We start from the raw sequence: 20866 nt of genomic DNA on the forward strand, positions 1-20866 counted from the left end.
GGGTTTTCTTCGTATTTGAGGCGTTAGAATCCCGCACTTCATTCTTCAGGCTGTTAACTCGTCAAATAAGGGCGGGCGAGCGCAGAGGGTGCGCTTCACCCTTCCTCCGCTTCTCTTCCGCTCTCCCCCGCTACTACTTCTGATCCTGGTCTAGGCCTTCCGCTCGAATACAGACGTATAGGCAAAATGATAGGGGCGGTACCCATCGGTTCGATGGGTACCGCCCCTTTCAGCGCCTATCGGCAGTTTCAGAGAGTCAAGCGGGTTCTTGAATATCTAGCAGATCCCGCTCTACCTCTTTCGCTACCGCCAAGCGGTAGTATCGTGGGCTGCCGTGGGGTACGGGCTATGCCTTGCGGCGACGTGCTACCAGCACGGTTGCGCCAACGACCAGGGCAAGAACGCCGATTCCTGCAGCAACGACGACGCCCGAAGCACCGGTGTTAGCCAGCGAAGACTTCGAGGAGCTCGAAGCGGTGGAGCCGTTGTTGGAAGAGGTGACGTTCTGCGACGAAGAGCCGGAGGTCTTCGGTGCAGTGCTGTCCTTCTTCTGAGCATCAGACTTCAAAGAATCCGCGGGAGCCTTGGACTGATCCTTAGCGTTTTCCTTTACCTGTTCCTTGGAGTCTGCCGGTGCGGAAGGCGCCTCAGAGGGGTTAGTTACAGGTGCATTAGCCGATTCGGATGCCTTCGGTGCAGGTGCCTGGTTGTCAACGCTGAAGGTGTATTCTGCAGCCACACCACCGCGCACGTTATCGTTCTCGGTCAGGGAACCGGAGAGCAGGTAGATAGCAACGCTATCGCCGGTCTTCAGTTCTTCAGTCAGGTTAGAGTTTGCCACGGTGGGGCGGTCGATGGTTGCGGTGAAGTTACCGTTTTCGTCCGCCTTGATGTATGCCCAGATGCCTGCGCTATTGCCTTCAACGCCTGCGAGCTTAGGCTCTACCTTCGCAGAAATAGCGCCCTTGTTCAGCTTGACGGCGATAACGGAGCCCTTACCGTCCAGAGTCTTGAAGCCTTCACCGCGGAAGGTCAGCTTCTGGCCGTCCCAAGTCTTGGGGAAGTAGACCTTAGCGCCGTCCTTGTACTCGTGCACAACCTCATTGGAATTTGCGCTTTCGGAGGGTGCCGGGGTGCTCGGCTCGGGCTTAGCAGACTCGCTCGGAGCCGGAGTAGTCGGCTCAGGCTTAGCAGACTCGCTCGGAGCCGGAGTGGACTGTTCGCTATCCGGCAGGCTCAGCTTAGTGCCGGCAGGGTAAGTGGTAGTCACGCCAGAAGGAGTAGCAGCGACCTGGGTGGTTTCTGCCGGTGCGCAGGTCTCAGCGGTGTCTGCCTTCTTCTCTGCAACAGTTGCGGAGAGCGCTTCACCACCGCGAGGAGTGTCACCTTCAACAATGGAGCCGGAGAGCAGGAAGACCGATACCTTATCGCCACTCTTCAGATTTTCCGTCAGGTTGGAGTTCTCGGTGGTCGGGTACGGCAGTTCAGCGGTGAAGTTACCGTTTTCATCTGCCTGGATGTACGCCCAAACACCTGCGCTGTTGCCCTCAACGCCGTTGAACTTCGGCTCTTCCTTCGCGGAGATACGACCCTTGTTCAGCTTAACGGCGAGTACGGAGCCCTTCGAACCGTCCTGAGTCTTGAAACCTTCACCACGCAGCTTCAGGGTTTCACCGGTGGTCCAGTCCTTCACTGCGTAGAGCTTAGCGCCGTCGGCATAGGTCTTCACCAGCTCTTCAGAAGCAGTCTGCACTGCCGGCTTCGCGGCAGTTTCAACGGTGGTGTTGATCTTCACCATGACGCCGGGGGTAATCGGGGAATCTGCGTTGTCCTTGCCCTTAGGCTCGGTGCTAGAGGTGCGGTATTCACCGGTGGTCTTATCGATGGTGTAGTCGGTTTCGATAGCGGAAGCGCCTTCGACGCTACGTGCTACAGCGTATACGCTACCGTCTGCAGTGACCAGAACATCATTCGCACCGCTAGTTGCGCCGGTGGACACCTGAGACACAACGGTGCCGGTGCGTGCGTCAACAACGCCGACGTTGCCGGTACCGTAATCGGTCACGTACAGCAGGTCACGGGCTTCGTCGGAGGCAAGGGCGAGAGCCTGAGAGCCGAAAGGAATGGTCTTCTTGTAGGCGCCGGTTTCCAGGTCGTAGACGGTGATACCAGAGTTAGTGCCCTTACGGTCACCCTGGGAGCTGACGTAGATTTCCTTCAGAGACTTGTCGATGGTGACGTCAGAGGCGTTCAGGTCGGCTTCAGCATTGTCCTTGTGCAGCTGAATAGTCTTCTCAACCTCGTAGCTCTTGGTGTCGATTACCTTCACGGTGCCGGCACTCAAGGAGGGTACGTAGAGCTTGCCATCAGCGGAGTCCACGTGCATGTTCATTGCGATGTCAGATTCGCCCTTGGCGTCGGTGAATTCAATCTTCTTGACCAGGGCGTGCTGGGTGGTGTCGAAGACGCTAATGCCGCCGGAGCCAGATACAAAGACCTTGCCGCTGGAGGGATCGATGCGTACCTCGCGCGGGTGGTTGACCTCGCCTTCTGCGCTGCTCCAGATAATCTTGTTGGTCGCGGGATCGAAGACAGATACCTTGTTGACGCGGGTCTGGGTCACCCATACGTATCCGGTTGCTTCGTCGTAGGCAATACCGTAGGGAGATTCAATCTGCTTACCGGTCGGTGCGGTAGCGCCACGTGCGGTGAAGTCGGTGGTCGGGAACTGGTAGACAGTGGAGAGGCTCGGGGTGGATCCAACGTTCCAGGTGCCGACACCACCGGTCAGTACCGGCGGGCGGCCGGAGGGGAATGAGGTGTAGAGGGAGGAGGTTGCTGCCGAGTATGCCAGCTGGTACTGGCCGGGCAGGCCCTGGTACTGGGTAGCGCTCACTGCAATGTGGCGGCATTCCTCAGCAGAGGTCTGGGAGTTTCCTCCGGGGACGGAAGCGGAGACGTTTGCCGCAAAGGTAGCGGGAACCGCAGCGAAAGAACCTGCGACAACGGAAAGTGCGCCAGCAATGGCGAGCAGCTTACGTGAGGGCTTGGGTGAAGAAGTCATGCTGATCCTCGATGATGTGTAGTGGTACTTCTCCAAAGGTCGTGCAACCTCCGGAAGATGCGTAGCTAAGCCCCTATGGATGAAGCAAGGCTAGACTAAGCAACTATAAAGTTGATAATAAGTGCCTCGTTAGGTTATTTTCAAGCAGCTATTATCAGCGCCCACGCTTCTCACGACTCTTTTAGCCACCGTCGCTATCCTCCCTAAAGCCCCGCATACACGCTCCACAAGGGGATTTCTTCCTCCAGCTCAAGCTACGTGGCTCTTTGATAGCGTTGTCCGGTAAAAGTAACCACTTTTCTGTATGACATCTTCAAAAGTTTTATGACAAATATTTATTCGGCATTTCATGACTTCTATCGTTGATTCTGTAGCTCACAGAACTTCCCGCTGAGTTCTCCCGAATAAAGGTTAAACGCAAAGGAGCCCTCTCCTACCTAAGTAGGAGAGGGCTCCTTTTATTGCTCTAGCAGAGAGTCATTAGAGGGCTTACTTAGCCTTCTCGATGATCTCCACGATACGCCAGCGCTTGGAAGCGGACAGCGGACGGGTCTCTGCAATCAGAACGAGGTCACCGATACCAGCAGTGTTCTGCTCGTCGTGTGCCTTGATCTTGGAGCTACGGCGAACGACCTTGCCGTACAGTGCGTGCTTCACGTGGTCCTCGACCTCGACGACAACGGTCTTGTCCATCTTGTCGGAGACAACGTAGCCGCGGCGGGTCTTGCGGTAGCCGCGCTCTTCGTTCTTTACTTCACTCACTTGGACTCACCTTCAGTTGCGGGACGAATACCGAGCTCGCGCTCACGCAGCACGGTGTAGATACGTGCGATGTCGCGCTTGATAGTGCGGCGACGACCTGCGTTAGCCTGACCGGTGACTTCCTGGAAGCGGATGTTGAAGAGTTCCTTCTTCGCTTCGCTCAGCTTTGCAGCCAGCTCTTCGTTGGAGAGCTCTGCGAGCTTATCGATGCTCAGGTCCTTGGATCCTACTGCCATCTCGCTTATTCACCACCTTCGCGGCGACGCACAACACGTGCCTTCATCGGGAGCTTGTGGATTGCCAGGCGCATTGCCTCGCGAGCCACTTCTTCGGACACACCGGAGAGTTCAAACATGACTCGACCCGGCTTGACATTTGCGACCCACCACTCGGGCGAACCCTTACCGGAACCCATACGGGTTTCAGCAGGCTTCTTGGTCAGCGGACGGTCGGGATAAATGTTGATCCAGACCTTACCGCCACGCTTGATGTGACGGGTCATTGCGATACGTGCAGCCTCAATCTGGCGGTTGGTCACGTATGCGGGCGACAGGGCCTGAATGCCCCACTCACCGAAGCTAACCTCGGTGCCGCCCTTTGCGAGACCACTACGCTTGGGGTGGTGCTGCTTGCGGTACTTTACTCGACGGGGAATAAGCATTTATGCCTCACCGTTCTCTGCAGTCTTGGCCTCGACCTTTGCCGAAGCGTTCTCGTTGCGGCGCTCGCGACGAGGACCACGGTTGCCCTGGCGGCGGCGGTCACCATCGCGGCGGTTGCCACGGCGGTTGTTTGCTGCCTGCTGAGCTGCCAGCTCCTTGTCGGTCAGGTCGCCCTTGTAGATCCAGACCTTCACGCCGATGCGACCGAAGGTGGTCTTAGCCTCGAAGAAGCCGTAGTCGATGTTCGCACGCAGGGTGTGCAGGGGCACACGGCCTTCGCGGTAGAACTCGGAACGGGACATTTCAGCGCCACCCAGACGGCCGGAGCACTGGATACGGATACCCTTTGCGCCTGCACGCTGTGCGGACTGGATTGCCTTCTTCATTGCACGTCGGAATGCAACACGCGATGCGAGCTGCTCTGCGATGCTCTGTGCAACCAGCTGAGCGGAGAGGTCGGGGTTAGCAACCTCGAGGATGTTCAGCTGAATCTGCTTGTTGGTGAGCTTCTCGAGCTCGCCGCGGATGCGGTCTGCTTCTGCGCCACGGCGGCCAATCACGATACCGGGACGAGCGGTGTGGATGTCCACACGCACGCGGTCACGGGTACGCTCAATCTCGACCTTTGCAACGCCTGCGCGATCCAGGTTCTTTGCCAGCAGCTCGCGGATCTTTACGTCCTCGCGGACGAAGTCAGCGTAACGCTCGCCGGGCTTGTTGGAATCAGCGAACCACTTGGAGACGTGGTCAGTGGTGATGCCCAGTCGGAAACCGTTCGGGTGAATTTTCTGACCCATTTAGCGGTCCTCCTCCTTCTCCGGGGTAGCAACTACCACGGTGATGTGGCTGGTGCGCTTGTTGATTCGGTATGCGCGACCCTGAGCGCGGGGCTGAATGCGCTTCATGGTCGGGCCCTCGTTCACGAATGCTTCGCTGATGAACAGCTCTTCCTCGCGGAAGGGCAGACCCTGCTGGGTTGCCTTCTGACGAGCGTTAGCTACTGCCGAAGCAACGATCTTGTATACCGGTTCCGAAGCTGCCTGGGGGGCGAACTTCAGAATCGCCAGAGCCTCTTCCGCCTGCTTACCACGGATCAGGTTGACGACACGGCGGGCCTTCATAGGCGTAACGCGAACGAAACGCGCTGATGCCTTGGCTTCCATTGCCTATCTCTCTTTCGTCTATTGCCGAAAGGGAAACGTTAGCTTATCGGTATGAACCGATTAGCGACGCTTACCCTTACGGTCGTCCTTCACGTGGCTGCGGAAAGTGCGGGTCGGAGCAAACTCACCGAGCTTGTGACCAACCATCGACTCGGTGATGAACACCGGCACGTGCTTGCGACCGTCGTACACTGCGATGGTGTGACCGAGCATGTCGGGGATAATCATCGAGCGACGCGACCAAGTCTTGATTACGTTCTTGGTGCCCTTCTCGTTCTGAGCTGCAACCTTCAGGTAGAGGTGCTGATCAACGAAAGGGCCCTTCTTCAAACTACGAGGCATGTTTCAGGCTCCTTAGCGCTTCTTGCCAGTACGACGGCGACGAACGATGAGCTTGTCGCTTTCCTTGTTGGGACGGCGGGTACGACCCTCGGGCTTACCGTTGGGGTTAACCGGGTGACGACCACCGGAGGTCTTACCTTCACCACCACCGTGCGGGTGGTCAACCGGGTTCATGACCACACCACGGACGGTCGGGCGGATGCCCTTCCAGCGGTTACGGCCTGCCTTACCCCAGTTGATGTTGGACTGCTCAGCGTTGCCAACTTCACCAACGGTTGCGCGGCAGCGAACATCCACGTTGCGGATTTCGCCGGAGGGCAGACGGAGCTGACCGTACTTGCCTTCCTTAGCAACCAGCTGTACAGAAGCACCTGCGGAACGAGCCAGCTTTGCGCCGCCACCGGGGCGGAGCTCGACACAGTGAATCACGGTACCAACGGGGATGTTGCGCAGGGGCAGGTTGTTACCGGGCTTGATGTCAGCTGCGGGGCCGGACTCGACGATGTCGCCCTGAGCGAGCTTGTTCGGAGCGATGATGTAGCGCTTGGAACCATCGAAGTAGTGCAGCAGCGCGATGCGAGCGGTACGGTTGGGATCGTACTCGATGTGCGCAACGCGTGCGTTAACGCCGTCCTTGTCGTGACGACGGAAGTCGATCAGACGGTACTGGCGCTTGTGGCCGCCACCCTTGTGACGGGTGGTGATGCGGCCGGTGTTGTTACGGCCGCCGGTCTTGTGAAGCGGACGAAGCAGGGACTTTTCCGGGGTGGAGCGGGTGATCTCGGAGAAATCAGCAACGCTCGAACCGCGGCGACCCGGGGTCGTCGGCTTGTACTTACGAATACCCATTTAGATATTTCTTCCTTCGTTAAAGTGGTCTCCGCGGGGCTTATGCCTGCGGACCGCCGAAGATGTCGATGGTGCCTTCCTTGAGGGTCACAATCGCACGCTTGGTGTTCTTGCGAGCGCCCCAACCGAAACGGGTGCGCTTGCGCTTGCCCTGACGGTTGATGGTGTTGACGGAAGCAACCTTGACGTCAAAGATCTTCTCGATGGCCTGCTTGATTTCCAGCTTGTTGGAATCGGTTGCGACCTCGAAGGTGTACTTACCTTCGTCGAGCTGACCGTAGCTCTTCTCGGAAACGACGGGAGCGATGATCACGTCGTATACAGACTTGGTGGAAACGCTCATTACTTAGCGCCCTCCTTCTTCTGAGCTGCAGCAACGAATGCATCGAATGCTGCCTTGGTGAAGACCACGTCGTCAGAAACCAGCACATCGTAGGTGTTGAGCTGATCTGCGTACAGAACGTGGACGTTCTCCAGGTTACGTGCGGACAGAGCCACAACGTCCTCTGCACGAGCAATCACAAGAAGGATGTTCTTGCGCTCGGTGATAGCTGCGAATGCAGCCTTTGCAGCCTTGGTCGAGGGGGTTTCACCGGAGATGAAGTTCTCGACAACGTGGACGCGGTCGTGACGAGCGCGATCGGAGAGAGCACCGCGCAGTGCAGCGGCGATCATCTTCTTGGGGGTGCGCTGTGCGTAGTTACGCGGGGTCGGACCGTGAACAACGCCACCGCCGGTCATGTGCGGTGCGCGGATGGAGCCCTGACGTGCGTTACCGGTGCCCTTCTGCTTGAAGGGCTTACGGCCTGCGCCGGAAACCTCGCCGCGGTTCTTGGTCTTGTGGGTGCCCTGGCGTGCAGCAGCGAGCTGTGCAACGACAACCTGGTGCAGCAGGGGCACGGATGCCTGCGCGTCGAAAATCTCTGCGGGCAGGTCTACCTTAAGGGTCTTAACAGCCATGATGTATTAGGCTCCCTTCACAGCGGTACGAACCAGAACAACGCCGCCCTTGGGACCAGGGATTGCACCCTTGATCAGCAGGACATTGTTCTCTGCGTCCACACCCTGGATAGTCAGGTTCAAGGTAGTGTGACGTGCTGCGCCCATACGGCCAGCCATGCGCATACCCTTGAACACGCGTGCGGGGTAGGATGCGCCACCGATGGAACCGGGCTTACGGTGGTTCTTGTGCTGACCGTGAGACGCGCCAACACCCTTGAAGCCGTGACGCTTCATAACACCTGCGAAGCCCTTACCCTTGGTCTTACCAACGACGTCGACCTTCTGGCCTGCTTCGAAGAGCTCAACGGTCAGTTCCTGACCGAGGGAATACTCAGAAGCATCTGCGGTACGCAGCTCGACGATGTGGCGACGGGGGGTAACACCGGCCTTCTCGAAGTGACCAGCCAGGGGCTTGGTAACCTTGCGAGAGTCGATTGCACCGAAACCAATCTGAACAGCTTCGTAGCCGTCAGTTTCCTGGTTACGGATCTGGGTAACAACGTTAGAATCAGCCTTGACGACGGTGACGGGCACAAACTTGCCGTCCTCGTCCCAGACCTGGGTCATGCCGAGCTTGGTGCCCAGCAGGCCCTTCACCTGGCGCTCGAATTTGTTAGTCATTAGATGCGATCCTCTACAGCTTGATCTCGATGTTTACGTCTGCCGGCAGGTCGAGACGCATGAGGGCATCAACAGCCTTGGGGGTCGGATCAACAACGTCGATCAGACGCTTGTGCGTACGCATCTCGAAGTGCTCGCGGCTGTCCTTGTACTTGTGGGGAGAACGGATAACACAGTAAACGTTCTTCTCGGTCGGCAGCGGCACGGGGCCAACTACAGTTGCGCCTGCGCCCTTTACCGTTTCGACGATTTTCCGTGCCGAAGAATCGATGACCTCGTGGTCATAGGACTTCAGACGGATGCGGATTTTCTGTCCCGCCATCTGTCGGACTCTCTTTCTTGATGTATTCCCTGTATCGGAGCTTTTGCCCCTTTGTTATAGCGCTTAAGGAACGCGATATATTCATCACGTGCGCCACTCAGAACGGACTGAATCCGGCTTTGCCGGGTTCCTCACCCCGCCTGAGTACCGACCCCCGAACTCGGGCGTGTCGTCTATTTTCTAGACAGACTCATCCCGTCATCCTTCGGACCGGGTCATACGTGGGCCTACCTTTAGTGCAGGTAGACGCTTTGACAACGTCGTCAATTCTCTCAGAGATAGAGCGCTTGCGCAATATAAACACGAGTTAAGTGCTTAAGAACACTTAACTATCTCTGTCAACCTGGGGGTACTCCCGCGATGTAACTCTCAGGGAGCTTTCAATCTACTTTCAGTAAGTTCCATGCGCTTTATTGCTCTTAATAAAGCTTTTAGATCTAAAGACTCTCGTATCGTAGAAGTATCACTACAGCCTAAGGAGAAACCATGTCTCAGCCGACACAACCTCATCAGGCATCCTCTAGCTCTCACTCTTCGTCTCAGAGCCCTCAGCATGTTCAGCCGCAAGGTCTCGGCTTGTACGTTCCCCCATCCCTGTCGGGTCCGTATCCTCAGCCTCCTGCGCAGCGACGCCGAGTCAATGAGGATATCTTCCTCAATATTGTTCTGTACATTGGTTCGCTCCTGCTCATTGGTGCTGCGGGCCTTTTTGTCACCTCGGTAACTTCTTCTCAGGATGAAACGGCTATCTTCCGTGTACTCGCAATGGCGCTTGGAGCAATTGTCTTCTACGGAGCCGGTCTGCTCACCTACCGTTTCGTAGAGCGCCTGCGTATTGCCTCCTACTCTTTTGCAGCAACGGGTCTTGCGTTTATTCCTCTGACCGGCGTTGCTATCTATGTCCTCAAGATTTGGACTGAAGGACGCTACATTTGGCTCCTCACGTCTCTGGTTGGCACTGCAGCCATTATTGGAGCCTGCGCCCTCATGCGTAACCGTGTGATGGCGTACCTGCTGATTTCGTTCATCGTTTCGGACTCGTTGGCAGCTACGAAGGTGGCGGCTCTGCCTTTCGTCTGGTATTTCGTTTCTCTGACTGCCGTTGCCACTGTTCTGGGTTTGATTCTGCACTTTGCGCCGAATGCTGCTCCGAAGGGTATCCGCGAAGGTCTTGTTGATTCCTCGCGTATTTTTGTTCCGGCTACTGCCGTCGCTATTTTCTTCTTCACCAACGATTTGAGCTACACGGACGCGGGTATTGCTTTTGCGGTTATGTCTGTGCACGCCATTCTGTTCACCTGGCTGAACGGCACGGCAGATTACTACGCCCAGGCACGCATCTACCCGATTGCTTCCATTCTCTCCTTCATCATGGACTCGGATCACGGCCCGTGGTTCCCCAGCTTCTTCTTCGTCTCGGTCCTGGTTGTTAACCTGATTTCTGCGTACGTATTTATTCCTCGTCTGCAGAAGACTATTGCTGGTTCCGCTCCTGCTACTGATGAACAGCCCGAGCAGGTGCAAAGCACCCCGGCTATCCCCTGGGCGAAGGAAGCTCTTCACCAACCCGCTCGCAAGATAGAGTGGTTGCCGGCAATTGACGCATGCGTCGGCGTATTCTTCTCCTTCTTTGCTCTCCTTGATGCCTTCTACACTGCTCACGTCGCTGATAGCGTTACCTACGCAACGCGCTGGAGCGCCTTCCTTCCCTACGCAGAAGGCAATCAAGGTATCTTCCCCGCCCCCTGGGTTATCGGTGTCCTCTGCATCGTGAGCTTCTTGCTGTACCGCAAGGCAATTCAGCCTCTGGTGCTCATGAGTTTTGTAGCGCTCATTCCTGTTATTGGCATGTACGCCTCCCCTGGCAACCAGGGAACGTTCTACCTCTTCTTTGCCGCGGCTGTAGTCATCTATCTGGTCAGTGCTAAGGCTCCCGAGGCACGTACCGCTGGAGCGGTACTGAGCAACATCGGTTATGCCATTGGTATGATTCAGCTCTTCCTCGCTCTCATTCCTGAGATGCAGACTTCTGAGTCGCTTTTGATGTTTGCGTTGGTCTGCGCCGCTATTGCGCTGCTGACTTTTGTCCTCTCTCAGGGCGTTGCAGTACAGAACGCAAGCTACCGTCTTGTAGAGATGTCGGTCTACCTCTTCTTGGGCGTTTTTGCTCTCTTCGTTGGGTACGTAGCTAACCATGCTGATGGCGGAGCACATGGCCGATTCTGGGTTGGTTTCCCGCTCTTCTCGGGTGCCGTCCTCTTCTTGAGCGTCCTGAGCGCTCTTATTCTGGCCCGCGCGCTACGACTTTCGGATGTTGGTTCCTTCCGCTCCACGCTTGTCATGTTTGTCCGTATCGCGTTCTACGCGACTCTGCTTATCGCGACGATTGGCTCGCGACACTACCTGCTGTACGACTTGCAGAAGGAGTACATTGCTGTAGCACTGCCGGCGCTCCTAACCGTCGTTTATGGTGCGCTTGGTTTCTTTATGCCGGTTGGCTCTTCGATTCGTTCGGAGCTACTCACCGTTGCGCGATTCCCCATCTGCTGGTCGGTCATTCTGCTCGCGATTACCGGCAATATGAAGGAATCGCTCGTAGACTTCCTCGTACTTGCACTGCTGGCGGTTCAGGCGCTGTGCAGCGTGCTACTCTATGCGTACTCCAAGCGAAACTACGAAGCATACGCGGCGGCGATTTTCTTCACCCTTGGTTCTGTCCTGAGCGCAGGCCGTTTCATTGGCGATTTTGATAATCTTCTGTTCGCGGTAGCAACTCCTGCTATCTTCATCGCTGTATGGGTGCTTGCCCTTATCTTCAGGGTCTCCCGCATGCAGATTGGTGCCTCCATCAGCATCACGACTTTCTGCATCGGTGCTCTGTGGAATCTCTTCAACACGAGGGAAAGCACAATGGAGATGACTCTTCTGGGCTACTACGCTCTGATTGCCGTCATCATCCTGTTCGTCCTGAAGGTCACGCTCCCGATTGAGGTCTTCGGTGTGAACGCTAATGTTCGTCCGCGCATCGCTGTCCCGGTTGGTAATACGATGGTTGATTTGCCGATGCACGGCCCGTTGGGTGCCCCTTACGCGCGTTTCCTGTCTCGTCGTCCCCTGAGCCAGGGTATCTATGCACCGGTCAATACGCTGCTGATGATTCCCGCTCTGGCGACGCTGGGATTCTACACTTTCGTTGGGCTGGTTTTTGAGCCCAGGCAGGTGGAGCTCAACGCACTTCTCTGGGGTCTAGGCGCTCTGTCCTTCGTGTCTGTCACCAAGGCGAAGAACCTGCCGATCGTCTGCACCACGGCGTTCAGCCTCTTCATTGCCCGTCTGGTCATTGATTACTCGAAGTCCAATCCTCTGAGCGTCATTCTTGAGGTTGCTCTCCTGATTATGCTGGCTGTTGTGGCCGCCAAGGTCCTCAAGAACTTCATCGCAAAGAGGCCTGTAGATACGCAGGTATCGGATTCTCCTCTGTACTGGGCTTTGGGCCTGCAGGTATTCCTCACCCTGGTAACGTGGGCAGTTCCCGCTGACGGTCCGGATATCGTGGTGCTGGTACTCGGCATTGCCCTGACTCTCCTGAGCGCTCTGCTGCTCGACCGAGTCTGGACCTATATCGCAACTGCGCTAGTCACCCTCGACCTGGCAATTTTGCTCAACGGTCTGAACCCGCTGACTCTGCTGATTACCTCTATTCTGCTCATTGCCGGCGTTATCTGGCGTCTGTTGGTTCGACAGAACAAGCAGGATGCAGCAGCTCCGCACCAGGGTTCTGAGCAGCTTGAGGACTTCCCGCCGCCTCAGAATCAGCCGGTTATGTACCCTCAGAGCAATGTCCAGATGCAGCAGCCCCCGGCTCCTCAGCAAGGCTACGAGCCTCGCCACGAGGAAAACATCTAGCTATCAGCACGTATAGCTTCTATTCCTACGGCATTCTGTAGTAGGATTACCTATGTCCCTTCCGAGGGGCAGTCATTCGAATTGCGGTTCCCAGCCTTCGGGCTGGGAACCGTTTTTCTTTGGCCGCAAACCCTATTCGCATCTGCAACGTCTATCTCGCGTCCTTTTGCCAGCTCCTTGAAAGTGTGTGGGCGTTCAAGAACGGTAAGCCAATGACAGCGCATCTGTTCCCCTATGCCCTGCTACAGGTCTGAGGCACGGGTGTGCGATACTGCTACCGCTCTGAGGATTCCTCACCATTGGCTCCTCACCGCTGAGGATCCGATCTTCTCCCCTATCTTTTAGCGTGGGTTTCTGCCGCACAATAGCGCTGAGAGCTTGTTGAGGGGCGTCTATAGCGCCCAGGACGTGGTTACGAGGTTCTCCCAGCAGAGAGGGATATACCTGCCTCTTTGCTGCCTTCAGCAACCCACAAAAGGGCATAACAAAAGGACCCCCGCAGATGCGGGGGTCCTTGAGTATCGCTACCTGGTGGAGAGTTTCCCCTCCGGCAAATCTTTAGCGAATTGTCGTAAACTTACGGCAATTACTTGATGATCTTGGTAACGCGACCCGAACCAACGGTGCGGCCACCCTCACGGATAGCGAAGCCGAGGCCCTCTTCCATTGCGATGGGCTGGATCAGGGTAACGGTCATCTCGGTGTTGTCACCGGGCATAACCATCTCGGTGCCCTCGGGGAGGGTGATAACGCCGGTCACGTCAGTGGTACGGAAGTAGAACTGAGGACGGTAGTTGGAGTAGAAGGGGTTGTGACGGCCACCCTCATCCTTGGAGAGGATGTAGACGTTTGCCTCGAACTCGGTGTGGGGGGTGATAGAGCCCGGCTCCACGACAACCTGACCACGCTCAACATCGTCACGCTTCAGACCACGCAGCAGCAGACCACAGTTCTCGCCTGCCCATGCTTCGTCGAGCTGCTTGTGGAACATCTCGATACCGGTAACGGTGGTCTTCTGAATCGGGCGGATACCGACGATCTCGACCTCGGAGTTGATCTTCAGGGTACCGCGCTCTGCACGACCGGTAACAACGGTGCCACGACCGGTGATGGTGAAGACGTCCTCGATGGGCATGAGGAAGGGCTTGTCCTTCTCACGCACGGGGTCCGGAATGTAGGTGTCGACTGCGTCCATGAGCTCCTCGACCTTAGCAACCCACTCGGGGTCGCCTTCGAGAGCCTTCAGTGCGGAAACGCGAACAACGGGAGCGTTGTCGCCGTCGAACTCCTGCGAGGAGAGGAGGTCACGGACCTCCATCTCGACGAGATCGAGGAGCTCTTCGTCGTCAACCATGTCTGCCTTGTTCAGTGCAACCAGCAGGGTGGGGACGCCAACCTGGCGAGCGAGCAGAACGTGCTCGCGGGTCTGTGCCATGGGGCCGTCGGTAGCTGCAACCACGAGGATTGCGCCGTCCATCTGAGCCGCACCGGTAATCATGTTCTTGACGTAGTCAGCGTGGCCGGGAGCGTCAACGTGTGCGTAGTGGCGCTTCTCGGTCTGGTACTCGATGTGAGCAATGTTAATGGTAATACCGCGCTGGCGCTCCTCGGGAGCGGAGTCGATCATACCGAAGTCGCGCTTCTCGTTCAGGTCCGGGTACTTGTCAGCCAGAACCTTGGAGATTGCTGCGGTCAGGGTGGTCTTACCGTGGTCAACGTGACCAATGGTACCGACGTTAACGTGAGGCTTGGAGCGCTCGAACTTAGCCTTAGCCAAGAGTGTTCCTCCTAGAACGATTGAAAACATGCACGCGGATCTTCGCTCCGGCGCATCCCGTTATAAAACGGTCTAGCGTCTACAATAGCGGATTACGCCGCAGAGATGAAACTGTTCATGCTCTCAATAATGGATTTAATTGAAAATTTTAGCGTGGGCCACAGGTTTTTAGCCCGTGGCCCACGGGTGAGACGCGAAAATTACTCGCCGCGGCTCTTCTGAATGATCTCGTCAGCGACGTTCTTGGGAACCTCGCCGTAGCTATCGAATGCCATCGAGAACACTGCACGACCCTGGGTCTTGCCACGCAGGTCGCCAATGTAACCGAACATTTCGGTCAGGGGCACGATAGCCTTGATGATCTTAACGCCGGATGCGTCCTCCATGGAACGAACCTGGCCACGGCGGGAGTTCAGGTCGCCGATAACGTCGCCCATGTACTCCTCGGGGGTACGAACCTCAACGTCCATCAGCGGCTCGAGCAGGACCGGGTTAGCGCGCTTAGCGCCTTCCTTGAAGACCATCGAACCAGCGATCTTGAACGCCATTTCGGAGGAGTCGACGTCGTGGTAAGCACCGTCGATCAGGGTTGCCTTCACGCCCACCATCGGGTAGCCAGCGAGGACACCGAACTTCATAGCGTCCTGGATACCAGCGTCGACCGAGGGGATGTACTCGCGAGGAACGCGGCCACCGGTGACCTTGTCCTCGAACAGGTACAGCTCTTCGCCATCCAGGGGCAGGGGCTCGAAGGAGACCTGCACCTTTGCGAACTGACCGGAACCACCGGTCTGCTTCTTGTGGGTGTAGTCGACCTTCTCGACTGCCTTCTTGATGGTCTCGCGGTAAGCAACCTGAGGCTTACCAACGTTAGCCTCAACCTTGAACTCACGCTTCATACGGTCAACGATGATGTCCAGGTGCAGCTCACCCATACCACCAATTTCGGTCTGACCGGTTTCTTCGTTCAGCGAAACGGTGAAGGTGGGGTCCTCAGCGGAAAGCTTCTGGATAGCGGTGGACATCTTCTCCTGGTCACCCTTGGTCTTGGGCTCAATAGCCACGAAGATCACGGGATCGGGGAAGGTCATCGACTCGAGGACAATCGGGTGTGCGGGGTCGCACAGGGTGTCACCAGTGGTGGTGTCCTTCAGACCGATTGCTGCGTAAATGTGACCTGCGGTAATCTCCTCAACAGGGTTCTCCTTGTTGGAGTGCATCTGGAAGAGCTTACCGATACGCTCCTTCTTACCCTTGGTGGAGTTCAGAACCTGCTGGCCCTGAGCTGCGGTACCGGAGTACACACGGGTGTAGGTCAGCTGACCGTAGAACGGGTGAGCTGCAACCTTGAACGCCAGTGCTGCGAAGGGCTCGTCTGCGGATGCCTTACGGGTCAGCTTCTCTTCCTCGTTGGAGGGGTTGGAGCCGACAACGTCCGGAACGTCCAGCGGGGAGGGCAGGTACTCGATCACAGCGTCCAGCATGGGCTGAACACCGCGGTTCTTGAATGCAGAACCACAGAGAACGGGGAATGCCTCGCCGGAGATAACCAGCTGACGGATACCCGACTTGATCTCGGGGATGGTCAGCTCGCCCTCTTCGAGGTACTTCTCCATGAGCTCTTCGTTGGCCTCAGCAACAGCCTCAACCAGCTCAGCGCGGTACTGCTCAGCCTTCTCAACCAGGTCAGCAGGAATGTCCTGAACCTCGTAAGAAGCACCCATGCTCACGTCACCCTTGGCGTCGCCGGGCCAGACGTATGCCTTCATTTCGAGCAGGTCAACGACACCGATGAAGTCGCTCTCAGCACCGATGGGGAGCTGGACAACCAGCGGGCGTGCACCCAGGCGGTCGATGATGGTCTGAACGGTGAAGTAGAAGTCAGCACCCATCTTGTCCATCTTGTTGACGAAGCAGATACGGGGGACATCGTACTTGTCAGCCTGACGCCAAACGGTCTCAGACTGGGGCTCAACACCTTCCTTGCCGTCGAACACAGCAACTGCGCCATCGAGGACGCGCAGGGAGCGCTCAACCTCAACGGTGAAGTCAACGTGACCGGGGGTGTCGATGATGTTGATCTGGTTGTCCTTCCAGAAGCAGGTGGTTGCTGCGGAGGTAATGGTAATACCTCGCTCCTGCTCCTGAGCCATCCAGTCCATGGTGGAAGCGCCGTCGTGGGTCTCACCGATCTTGTGGTTAATACCGGTGTAGAACAGAATGCGCTCAGTGGTGGTGGTCTTACCGGCGTCGATGTGCGCCATAATACCGATGTTGCGGACCTTGTTAAGGTCGGTGAACACGTCAAGTGCCACGTTATTCTCCCTAAATGAGATACTCCGAAAGCCTGCCGACTCGAATCGACTCGGCAGGCTCTAAACGGAGAATTACCAGCGGTAGTGTGCGAAGGCCTTGTTGGACTCGGCCATCTTGTGAGTGTCCTCGCGACGCTTCACAGCGGCACCGAGACCATTGGATGCATCCAGGATCTCGTTCATCAGACGCTCAGTCATGGTCTTCTCGCGGCGCTGCTTGGAGAAGCCAACGAGCCAGCGGAGAGCCAGAGCGGTGGAACGGCCGGGGCGAACCTCAACCGGAACCTGGTAGGTTGCACCGCCAACGCGGCGGGAGCGAACCTCGAGAGAAGGCTTAATGTTGTCCATAGCCTTCTTCAGGGTTGCGACCGGGTCAGAACCGGTCTTCTTCTCGACGCCCTCGAGGGCACCGTAGACGATGCGCTCTGCGACGGACTTCTTGCCATCCAGCAGAACCTTGTTGATCAGCTGAGTGACCAGAGCAGAACCGTAAACAGGATCGTTTACGAGGGGACGCTTGGGAGCGGGACCCTTACGAGGCATTACTTCTTCTCCTTCTTAGCGCCGTAGCGGGAGCGAGCCTGGCCGCGACCCTTAACACCCTGGGTATCCAGAGCGCCACGAACGATCTTGTAGCGAACACCGGGGAGGTCCTTCACACGACCACCGCGAACGAGCACGATCGAGTGCTCCTGCAGGTTGTGACCCTCACCGGGGATGTATGCGGTAACCTCGACGCCGCCGTTGAGCTTGACACGAGCGACCTTACGCAGTGCCGAGTTCGGCTTCTTCGGGGTGGTGGTGTACACACGGGTGCACACGCCACGCTTCATGGGGTTGCCCTTCAGTGCGGGCGCCTTGGTCTTAACGACCTTGGGAGTCCGGCCCTTACGGACCAGCTGCTGAATAGTAGGCACGTTTTCTCCGTTGCTTGATCGGGTTCTTCGTTAGAAAATCCCGTATAAACTTACTGGCCCCCATCACGTTGGATGGGTGCTCTCGGTTATCAGAAACGCTCGGATGCATATCCGGTTGGTTTCTATAGGTTCCTCGACATCTCGGCGAGTTCTCAAGGCTAAAATTCCCCACCATCAGAGGTGAAAAAGTTTTTGGGCACGCTTAAAAATGGCATTTAGGCGTCAGCAAAAAGCAACGCCAAAGGACGGTATCCATACTGCCATTGATTCATCATGCCCGTGCCCTCGGGAAATATCCCGCGTAAACCCACCGGGGGTGGATCCTTGTGCACCGAGCTCAAGTACTTCGGATAAGACTATACAGGTTAAATCCCGCTTAATCTAGCGCCAGAGCAGGGATTCTTTGCTTTTAAGCCCCCATCTAAGGGTAAAAACTGATGATTTACCTCACTTAATTACATCTTTGGGATTTACCGCTCCCCCGCGGCCTCCTCCACCATCTCTGTTTCTTTTGCCTCTTTGACGCAATTTAAAGCAGAAGGCCGCCAAGAACCTCTCAATGATTCTTGGCGACCCCAACAGATACGGGAGGCGAGCGCATATCTACACCCGCCTCCCGCAATCCCGCAAGAGAATATTCAGTTATTGGTCTGCCACAGTAGCTACTGGGCTAGGCCACCTGGAAGAGACTACGCCACCTGGAAGACTCGAGTCTGACCCTCAAACGGGGTGATAGTCTTCGAATTCTTCTTAGCATTGCCGTAGTAGCGGATGCGGTACTGCCCCTTAGGAGTATTAGCCGGCACCTTCCAGCGAACCGTCACCTGAGACGCCGAAACGCCAATACGCTTCCATTCAAAGAAAGTATCCGGGTTGTTATCCGCAGTATAGTACTTCCAGGTATTACCCACACGACGCTCAATTACAAAGTAGCTACCGTCGTGATGCATGTTGTTATTCGGGTGAGCACCAGCAAAACGAGCCGTTACCTCTTCGCGGCCGGCAATAGCGTCCTGAGGCTGCTGAGTGACCTGACCGTAACGCATACCAAACATGGGGGTATCGTAGACGACCTTACCCTGCAGGCTGGCTACCGGGCGACGATCATTCGGACGGTCGCCAATACCCAGCGGAGTGCCGTTCTTCAGCGAAGTTCCAACAACATTAATGGTCTGACGGAACGCACTGGAGGTGTAACGACCGAAGAGGGTCGCACCACCTTCATACTGCTGAGAGTCGTACTCCTCAGGGGTCGTCACGTAGTGATCGTAGGCGTTGGTGTAGCCCTGCAGAATAATATGCGATTCGGGAACACCGAAAAGCTTGGCGGCATCCTGGCGGTATTGCACACCTACCGCACCGGTGAACTCACCGGGCATACCCAGCAGGTAGTAGTCACCGAAGCGCATAATCTGCACCGGATACTTTTCCTGAATGATTGTTCCATTTTTTGCAGAGAAGAGAATGCCCTTCGGCTGCTGGCAACGCGTCTGCGCTGCACTCGGAGTGAACACCAAAGTACCCAGAATAGAGGGGCGACCAGAGCCTTCCTTATAAACAGCCCAACCACCACCGCCGTCCTCAGTGGAACCGGCACCAAACGGAGTACCCAGGAAGCCCTGGCAGGTGCGCTCATTATGACCACTACCGGTGTACTTGGCATCCACAGTCATACCCGAGAAATTGAAGTACGAAATACGCGAATCCAGGCCCTTACCCACAGGGGTACCTGTGCTCTTCAATTGAGAACGCACAGCGTTAGCCTGCTTCTCACCCTGAATCTTCACGTTCTTGAACTGGTCATTAGTGGGACCCTGACCAGGCTTCAACCAAGTATTCGGGGAAACATCACCAGCATTAGCATTTGCAAACGCCGCAACGAAACCATCACCACTACCGGGAACATTGCGGTCAACGCCGTGATCCTGAGTCTCCAGCAGATACTCCGCATAACCCTTGTTATCACTCGAAATCAGAGTATTCTTCGAGGTCAAAGAAGTCGGGTGAATCGCATACCAGTTCAGCACCGCACGAGTCTTACCGTTGCGCTCCAGACGCAGAGTCATATTGGTCGGATCGGTACCGCCGGGCAACTTAGAACGCAACTGGGGAGAATCCAGATTAAACGCCTCGCGGGAACGGTTAGCACCAACACCGGTCAGCTTCGAAGACGAAATCGTCAGGTTACCCGGTGCCAGATCCTTGGTCGCCTGGCGGATTGCCTTCAGCGAACCGTCCACCTGGGCATTGAAGGTGTCCTGATGGAAACCCAGAGTCGTAATGTTGTACAGGCTCTGGTGCGTAATGCCACCCGGAGTCGCATGAGTGTGGGTCGCGGTAATCATAATGTTCGACTCGTCGTACGCGGAGCCAAACTCTGCACGGATGCGCTTCACCAGTTCATCACGCAGAGACTGCCAACCGGTCAGAGAGTCCAGAACAACGATGAGGTTGCGCTTACCCGAGGCGCGATCCACCGCAATAAAAGCACGAGCATACTGGCGAGTATGCACACCGCTACCCTTCTGGGAAGAGTCACCATAGCCCATGAAGCCGACTTCACCGGGCTCACCGGTAATATCCGCCGCACCCGCACCCACCAGGTAGGGGGTGGCGCTAGAGCTCTGAGAAGCAGGGGCTGCGGTCGCAACCTGACCGGCAGGAAGAACTGCGGAAGCCGCAATAAGGCATGCTGCACCAATACGAGTGAGAGAATGCACAGGCGCCTTAAAGCGCGAAAAAACAGAGGAGCGCTTTTGCTCCCCAGCAGTCGAGGAGGGATTCTGTTCAGATTCGTGAGGCTGTGCCGTTCCGGAAGACAGTTGGGTGCCACCAGTAGTCACCCGTCCGGAAGTGATTGGAGTGATATGCATGCCTTCAAGAATAGAACCTAGTCAAAAGGCTTTCCAGTTGAATTAGCACTGTTCAAATAAAGAACATTTATTCCATGTATACCCCAAAGAAAAACGAGTGAATATTCTATATATTGCAGTCCTAGTGCGGTTTCTAGGGAGATTTAGAATATTTGACCGCCATCTAATTTCTTGCCCAGTCAAGAAATTTTCCCAGTTTGAAAAAATAATGCACTCTAATGATTTTTTATAAATAGATTCGTCCACTAGGCAAAAAATATACAACCTTCCCCTGAAGGATAAAGAATATTA

The 20866-nt window shown here is 56.1% G+C and carries 18 protein-coding genes; 1 reads left to right on the plus strand and 17 read right to left on the minus strand.

From position 1 onward, the window contains the following. Positions 1-346: 346 nt before the first annotated feature. From HMPREF2971_RS01955 to rpsJ, 12 genes are all read right to left on the minus strand, one after another. On the minus strand, positions 347-3064 hold the full coding sequence (locus HMPREF2971_RS01955; RefSeq protein ID WP_070690928.1) for an LPXTG cell wall anchor domain-containing protein: 2718 nt from the start codon (positions 3062-3064) through the stop codon (positions 347-349). 489 nt (positions 3065-3553) lie between these two features. Beyond that, positions 3554-3826, minus strand: a complete 273-nt coding sequence (gene rpsQ / locus HMPREF2971_RS01960) for a 30S ribosomal protein S17 (protein ID WP_012903053.1) — start codon at positions 3824-3826, stop codon at positions 3554-3556. Further along, complete coding sequence (rpmC, locus tag HMPREF2971_RS01965; RefSeq protein WP_005504969.1) at positions 3823-4062, minus strand: 50S ribosomal protein L29; 240 nt, start codon at positions 4060-4062, stop codon at positions 3823-3825. The genes rpsQ and rpmC overlap by 4 nt, the downstream gene beginning before the upstream one ends. 5 nt (positions 4063-4067) lie before the next feature. Next, positions 4068-4487, minus strand: coding sequence for a 50S ribosomal protein L16 (gene rplP / locus HMPREF2971_RS01970; RefSeq protein ID WP_005504968.1), 420 nt, complete (start codon positions 4485-4487; stop codon positions 4068-4070). Next, complete coding sequence (rpsC, locus tag HMPREF2971_RS01975) at positions 4488-5285, minus strand: 30S ribosomal protein S3 (protein WP_005504966.1); 798 nt, start codon at positions 5283-5285, stop codon at positions 4488-4490. Then, a complete protein-coding gene (rplV, locus tag HMPREF2971_RS01980) occupies positions 5286-5651 on the minus strand; it encodes a 50S ribosomal protein L22 (RefSeq protein ID WP_005504964.1) in 366 nt (121 codons plus the stop codon). A 60-nt stretch (positions 5652-5711) separates the two neighbouring features. Beyond that, positions 5712-5993, minus strand: coding sequence for a 30S ribosomal protein S19 (gene rpsS / locus HMPREF2971_RS01985; protein WP_004005282.1), 282 nt, complete (start codon positions 5991-5993; stop codon positions 5712-5714). A 12-nt stretch (positions 5994-6005) separates the two neighbouring features. Continuing rightward, entirely contained in the window at positions 6006-6842 is an 837-nt protein-coding gene (gene rplB / locus HMPREF2971_RS01990) for a 50S ribosomal protein L2 (protein WP_005504961.1), read from the minus strand. Positions 6843-6882: 40 nt separating this feature from the next. Further along, a complete protein-coding gene (rplW, locus tag HMPREF2971_RS01995) occupies positions 6883-7185 on the minus strand; it encodes a 50S ribosomal protein L23 (RefSeq protein WP_005504959.1) in 303 nt (100 codons plus the stop codon). After that, positions 7185-7802, minus strand: coding sequence for a 50S ribosomal protein L4 (rplD, locus tag HMPREF2971_RS02000; protein WP_005504957.1), 618 nt, complete (start codon positions 7800-7802; stop codon positions 7185-7187). Before rplD ends, rplW begins: the two co-directional genes overlap by 1 nt. Positions 7803-7808: 6 nt before the next feature. Continuing rightward, positions 7809-8465 carry a 50S ribosomal protein L3 gene (gene rplC / locus HMPREF2971_RS02005; protein WP_005504955.1) on the minus strand — a complete coding sequence of 219 codons (657 nt, stop codon included), beginning with the start codon at positions 8463-8465 and terminating at the stop codon, positions 7809-7811. 13 nt (positions 8466-8478) lie between these two features. Beyond that, positions 8479-8787 carry a 30S ribosomal protein S10 gene (gene rpsJ / locus HMPREF2971_RS02010; RefSeq protein WP_004005287.1) on the minus strand — a complete coding sequence of 103 codons (309 nt, stop codon included), beginning with the start codon at positions 8785-8787 and terminating at the stop codon, positions 8479-8481. 576 nt (positions 8788-9363) lie between these two features. Between rpsJ and HMPREF2971_RS02015 the strand changes: the two genes are divergently transcribed. Then, positions 9364-12693: a Fe2+/Zn2+ uptake regulation protein gene (locus HMPREF2971_RS02015; protein WP_246825015.1), complete on the plus strand. Its 3330-nt coding sequence runs from the start codon at positions 9364-9366 to the stop codon at positions 12691-12693. 586 nt (positions 12694-13279) lie between these two features. Here HMPREF2971_RS02015 and tuf read toward each other — a convergent pair. The 5 genes from tuf to HMPREF2971_RS02040 all read right to left on the minus strand — a co-directional run bounded on the left by tuf (position 13280) and on the right by HMPREF2971_RS02040 (position 20422). Beyond that, positions 13280-14470 (minus strand): elongation factor Tu, encoded by a 1191-nt coding sequence (gene tuf, locus HMPREF2971_RS02020; protein ID WP_005508397.1) that lies wholly within the window; start codon positions 14468-14470, stop codon positions 13280-13282. Positions 14471-14670: 200 nt separating this feature from the next. After that, positions 14671-16785 carry an elongation factor G gene (gene fusA / locus HMPREF2971_RS02025; RefSeq protein ID WP_049349249.1) on the minus strand — a complete coding sequence of 705 codons (2115 nt, stop codon included), beginning with the start codon at positions 16783-16785 and terminating at the stop codon, positions 14671-14673. Between the two features lie 72 nt (positions 16786-16857). Beyond that, positions 16858-17328 carry a 30S ribosomal protein S7 gene (gene rpsG, locus HMPREF2971_RS02030; RefSeq protein WP_005504941.1) on the minus strand — a complete coding sequence of 157 codons (471 nt, stop codon included), beginning with the start codon at positions 17326-17328 and terminating at the stop codon, positions 16858-16860. After that, positions 17328-17702, minus strand: a complete 375-nt coding sequence (gene rpsL / locus HMPREF2971_RS02035; RefSeq protein WP_005504939.1) for a 30S ribosomal protein S12 — start codon at positions 17700-17702, stop codon at positions 17328-17330. Before rpsL ends, rpsG begins: the two co-directional genes overlap by 1 nt. A 689-nt stretch (positions 17703-18391) precedes the next feature. After that, complete coding sequence (locus HMPREF2971_RS02040) at positions 18392-20422, minus strand: neutral/alkaline non-lysosomal ceramidase N-terminal domain-containing protein (protein WP_070690936.1); 2031 nt, start codon at positions 20420-20422, stop codon at positions 18392-18394. Between the last annotated feature and the right edge of the window lie 444 nt (positions 20423-20866).

The sequence above is a fragment of the Rothia sp. HMSC066G07 genome, assembly GCF_001814485.1.
In the GTDB taxonomy this organism is placed as follows: Bacteria; Actinomycetota; Actinomycetes; order Actinomycetales; family Micrococcaceae; genus Rothia.

What these genes read in the sequence shown, in the direction of transcription:
- HMPREF2971_RS01955 (WP_070690928.1), bottom strand. Translation starts at nt 3,064, where the DNA reads ATGACTTCTTCACCCAAGCCCTCACGTAAGCTGCTCGCCATTGCTGGC.
- rpmC (WP_005504969.1), bottom strand. Translation starts at nt 4,062, where the DNA reads ATGGCAGTAGGATCCAAGGACCTGAGCATCGATAAGCTCGCAGAGCTC.
- rplP (WP_005504968.1), bottom strand. Translation starts at nt 4,487, where the DNA reads ATGCTTATTCCCCGTCGAGTAAAGTACCGCAAGCAGCACCACCCCAAG.
- rpsC (WP_005504966.1), bottom strand. Translation starts at nt 5,285, where the DNA reads ATGGGTCAGAAAATTCACCCGAACGGTTTCCGACTGGGCATCACCACT.
- rplV (WP_005504964.1), bottom strand. Translation starts at nt 5,651, where the DNA reads ATGGAAGCCAAGGCATCAGCGCGTTTCGTTCGCGTTACGCCTATGAAG.
- rpsS (WP_004005282.1), bottom strand. Translation starts at nt 5,993, where the DNA reads ATGCCTCGTAGTTTGAAGAAGGGCCCTTTCGTTGATCAGCACCTCTAC.
- rplB (WP_005504961.1), bottom strand. Translation starts at nt 6,842, where the DNA reads ATGGGTATTCGTAAGTACAAGCCGACGACCCCGGGTCGCCGCGGTTCG.
- rplW (WP_005504959.1), bottom strand. Translation starts at nt 7,185, where the DNA reads ATGAGCGTTTCCACCAAGTCTGTATACGACGTGATCATCGCTCCCGTC.
- rplD (WP_005504957.1), bottom strand. Translation starts at nt 7,802, where the DNA reads ATGGCTGTTAAGACCCTTAAGGTAGACCTGCCCGCAGAGATTTTCGAC.
- rplC (WP_005504955.1), bottom strand. Translation starts at nt 8,465, where the DNA reads ATGACTAACAAATTCGAGCGCCAGGTGAAGGGCCTGCTGGGCACCAAG.
- rpsJ (WP_004005287.1), bottom strand. Translation starts at nt 8,787, where the DNA reads ATGGCGGGACAGAAAATCCGCATCCGTCTGAAGTCCTATGACCACGAG.
- rpsG (WP_005504941.1), bottom strand. Translation starts at nt 17,328, where the DNA reads ATGCCTCGTAAGGGTCCCGCTCCCAAGCGTCCCCTCGTAAACGATCCT.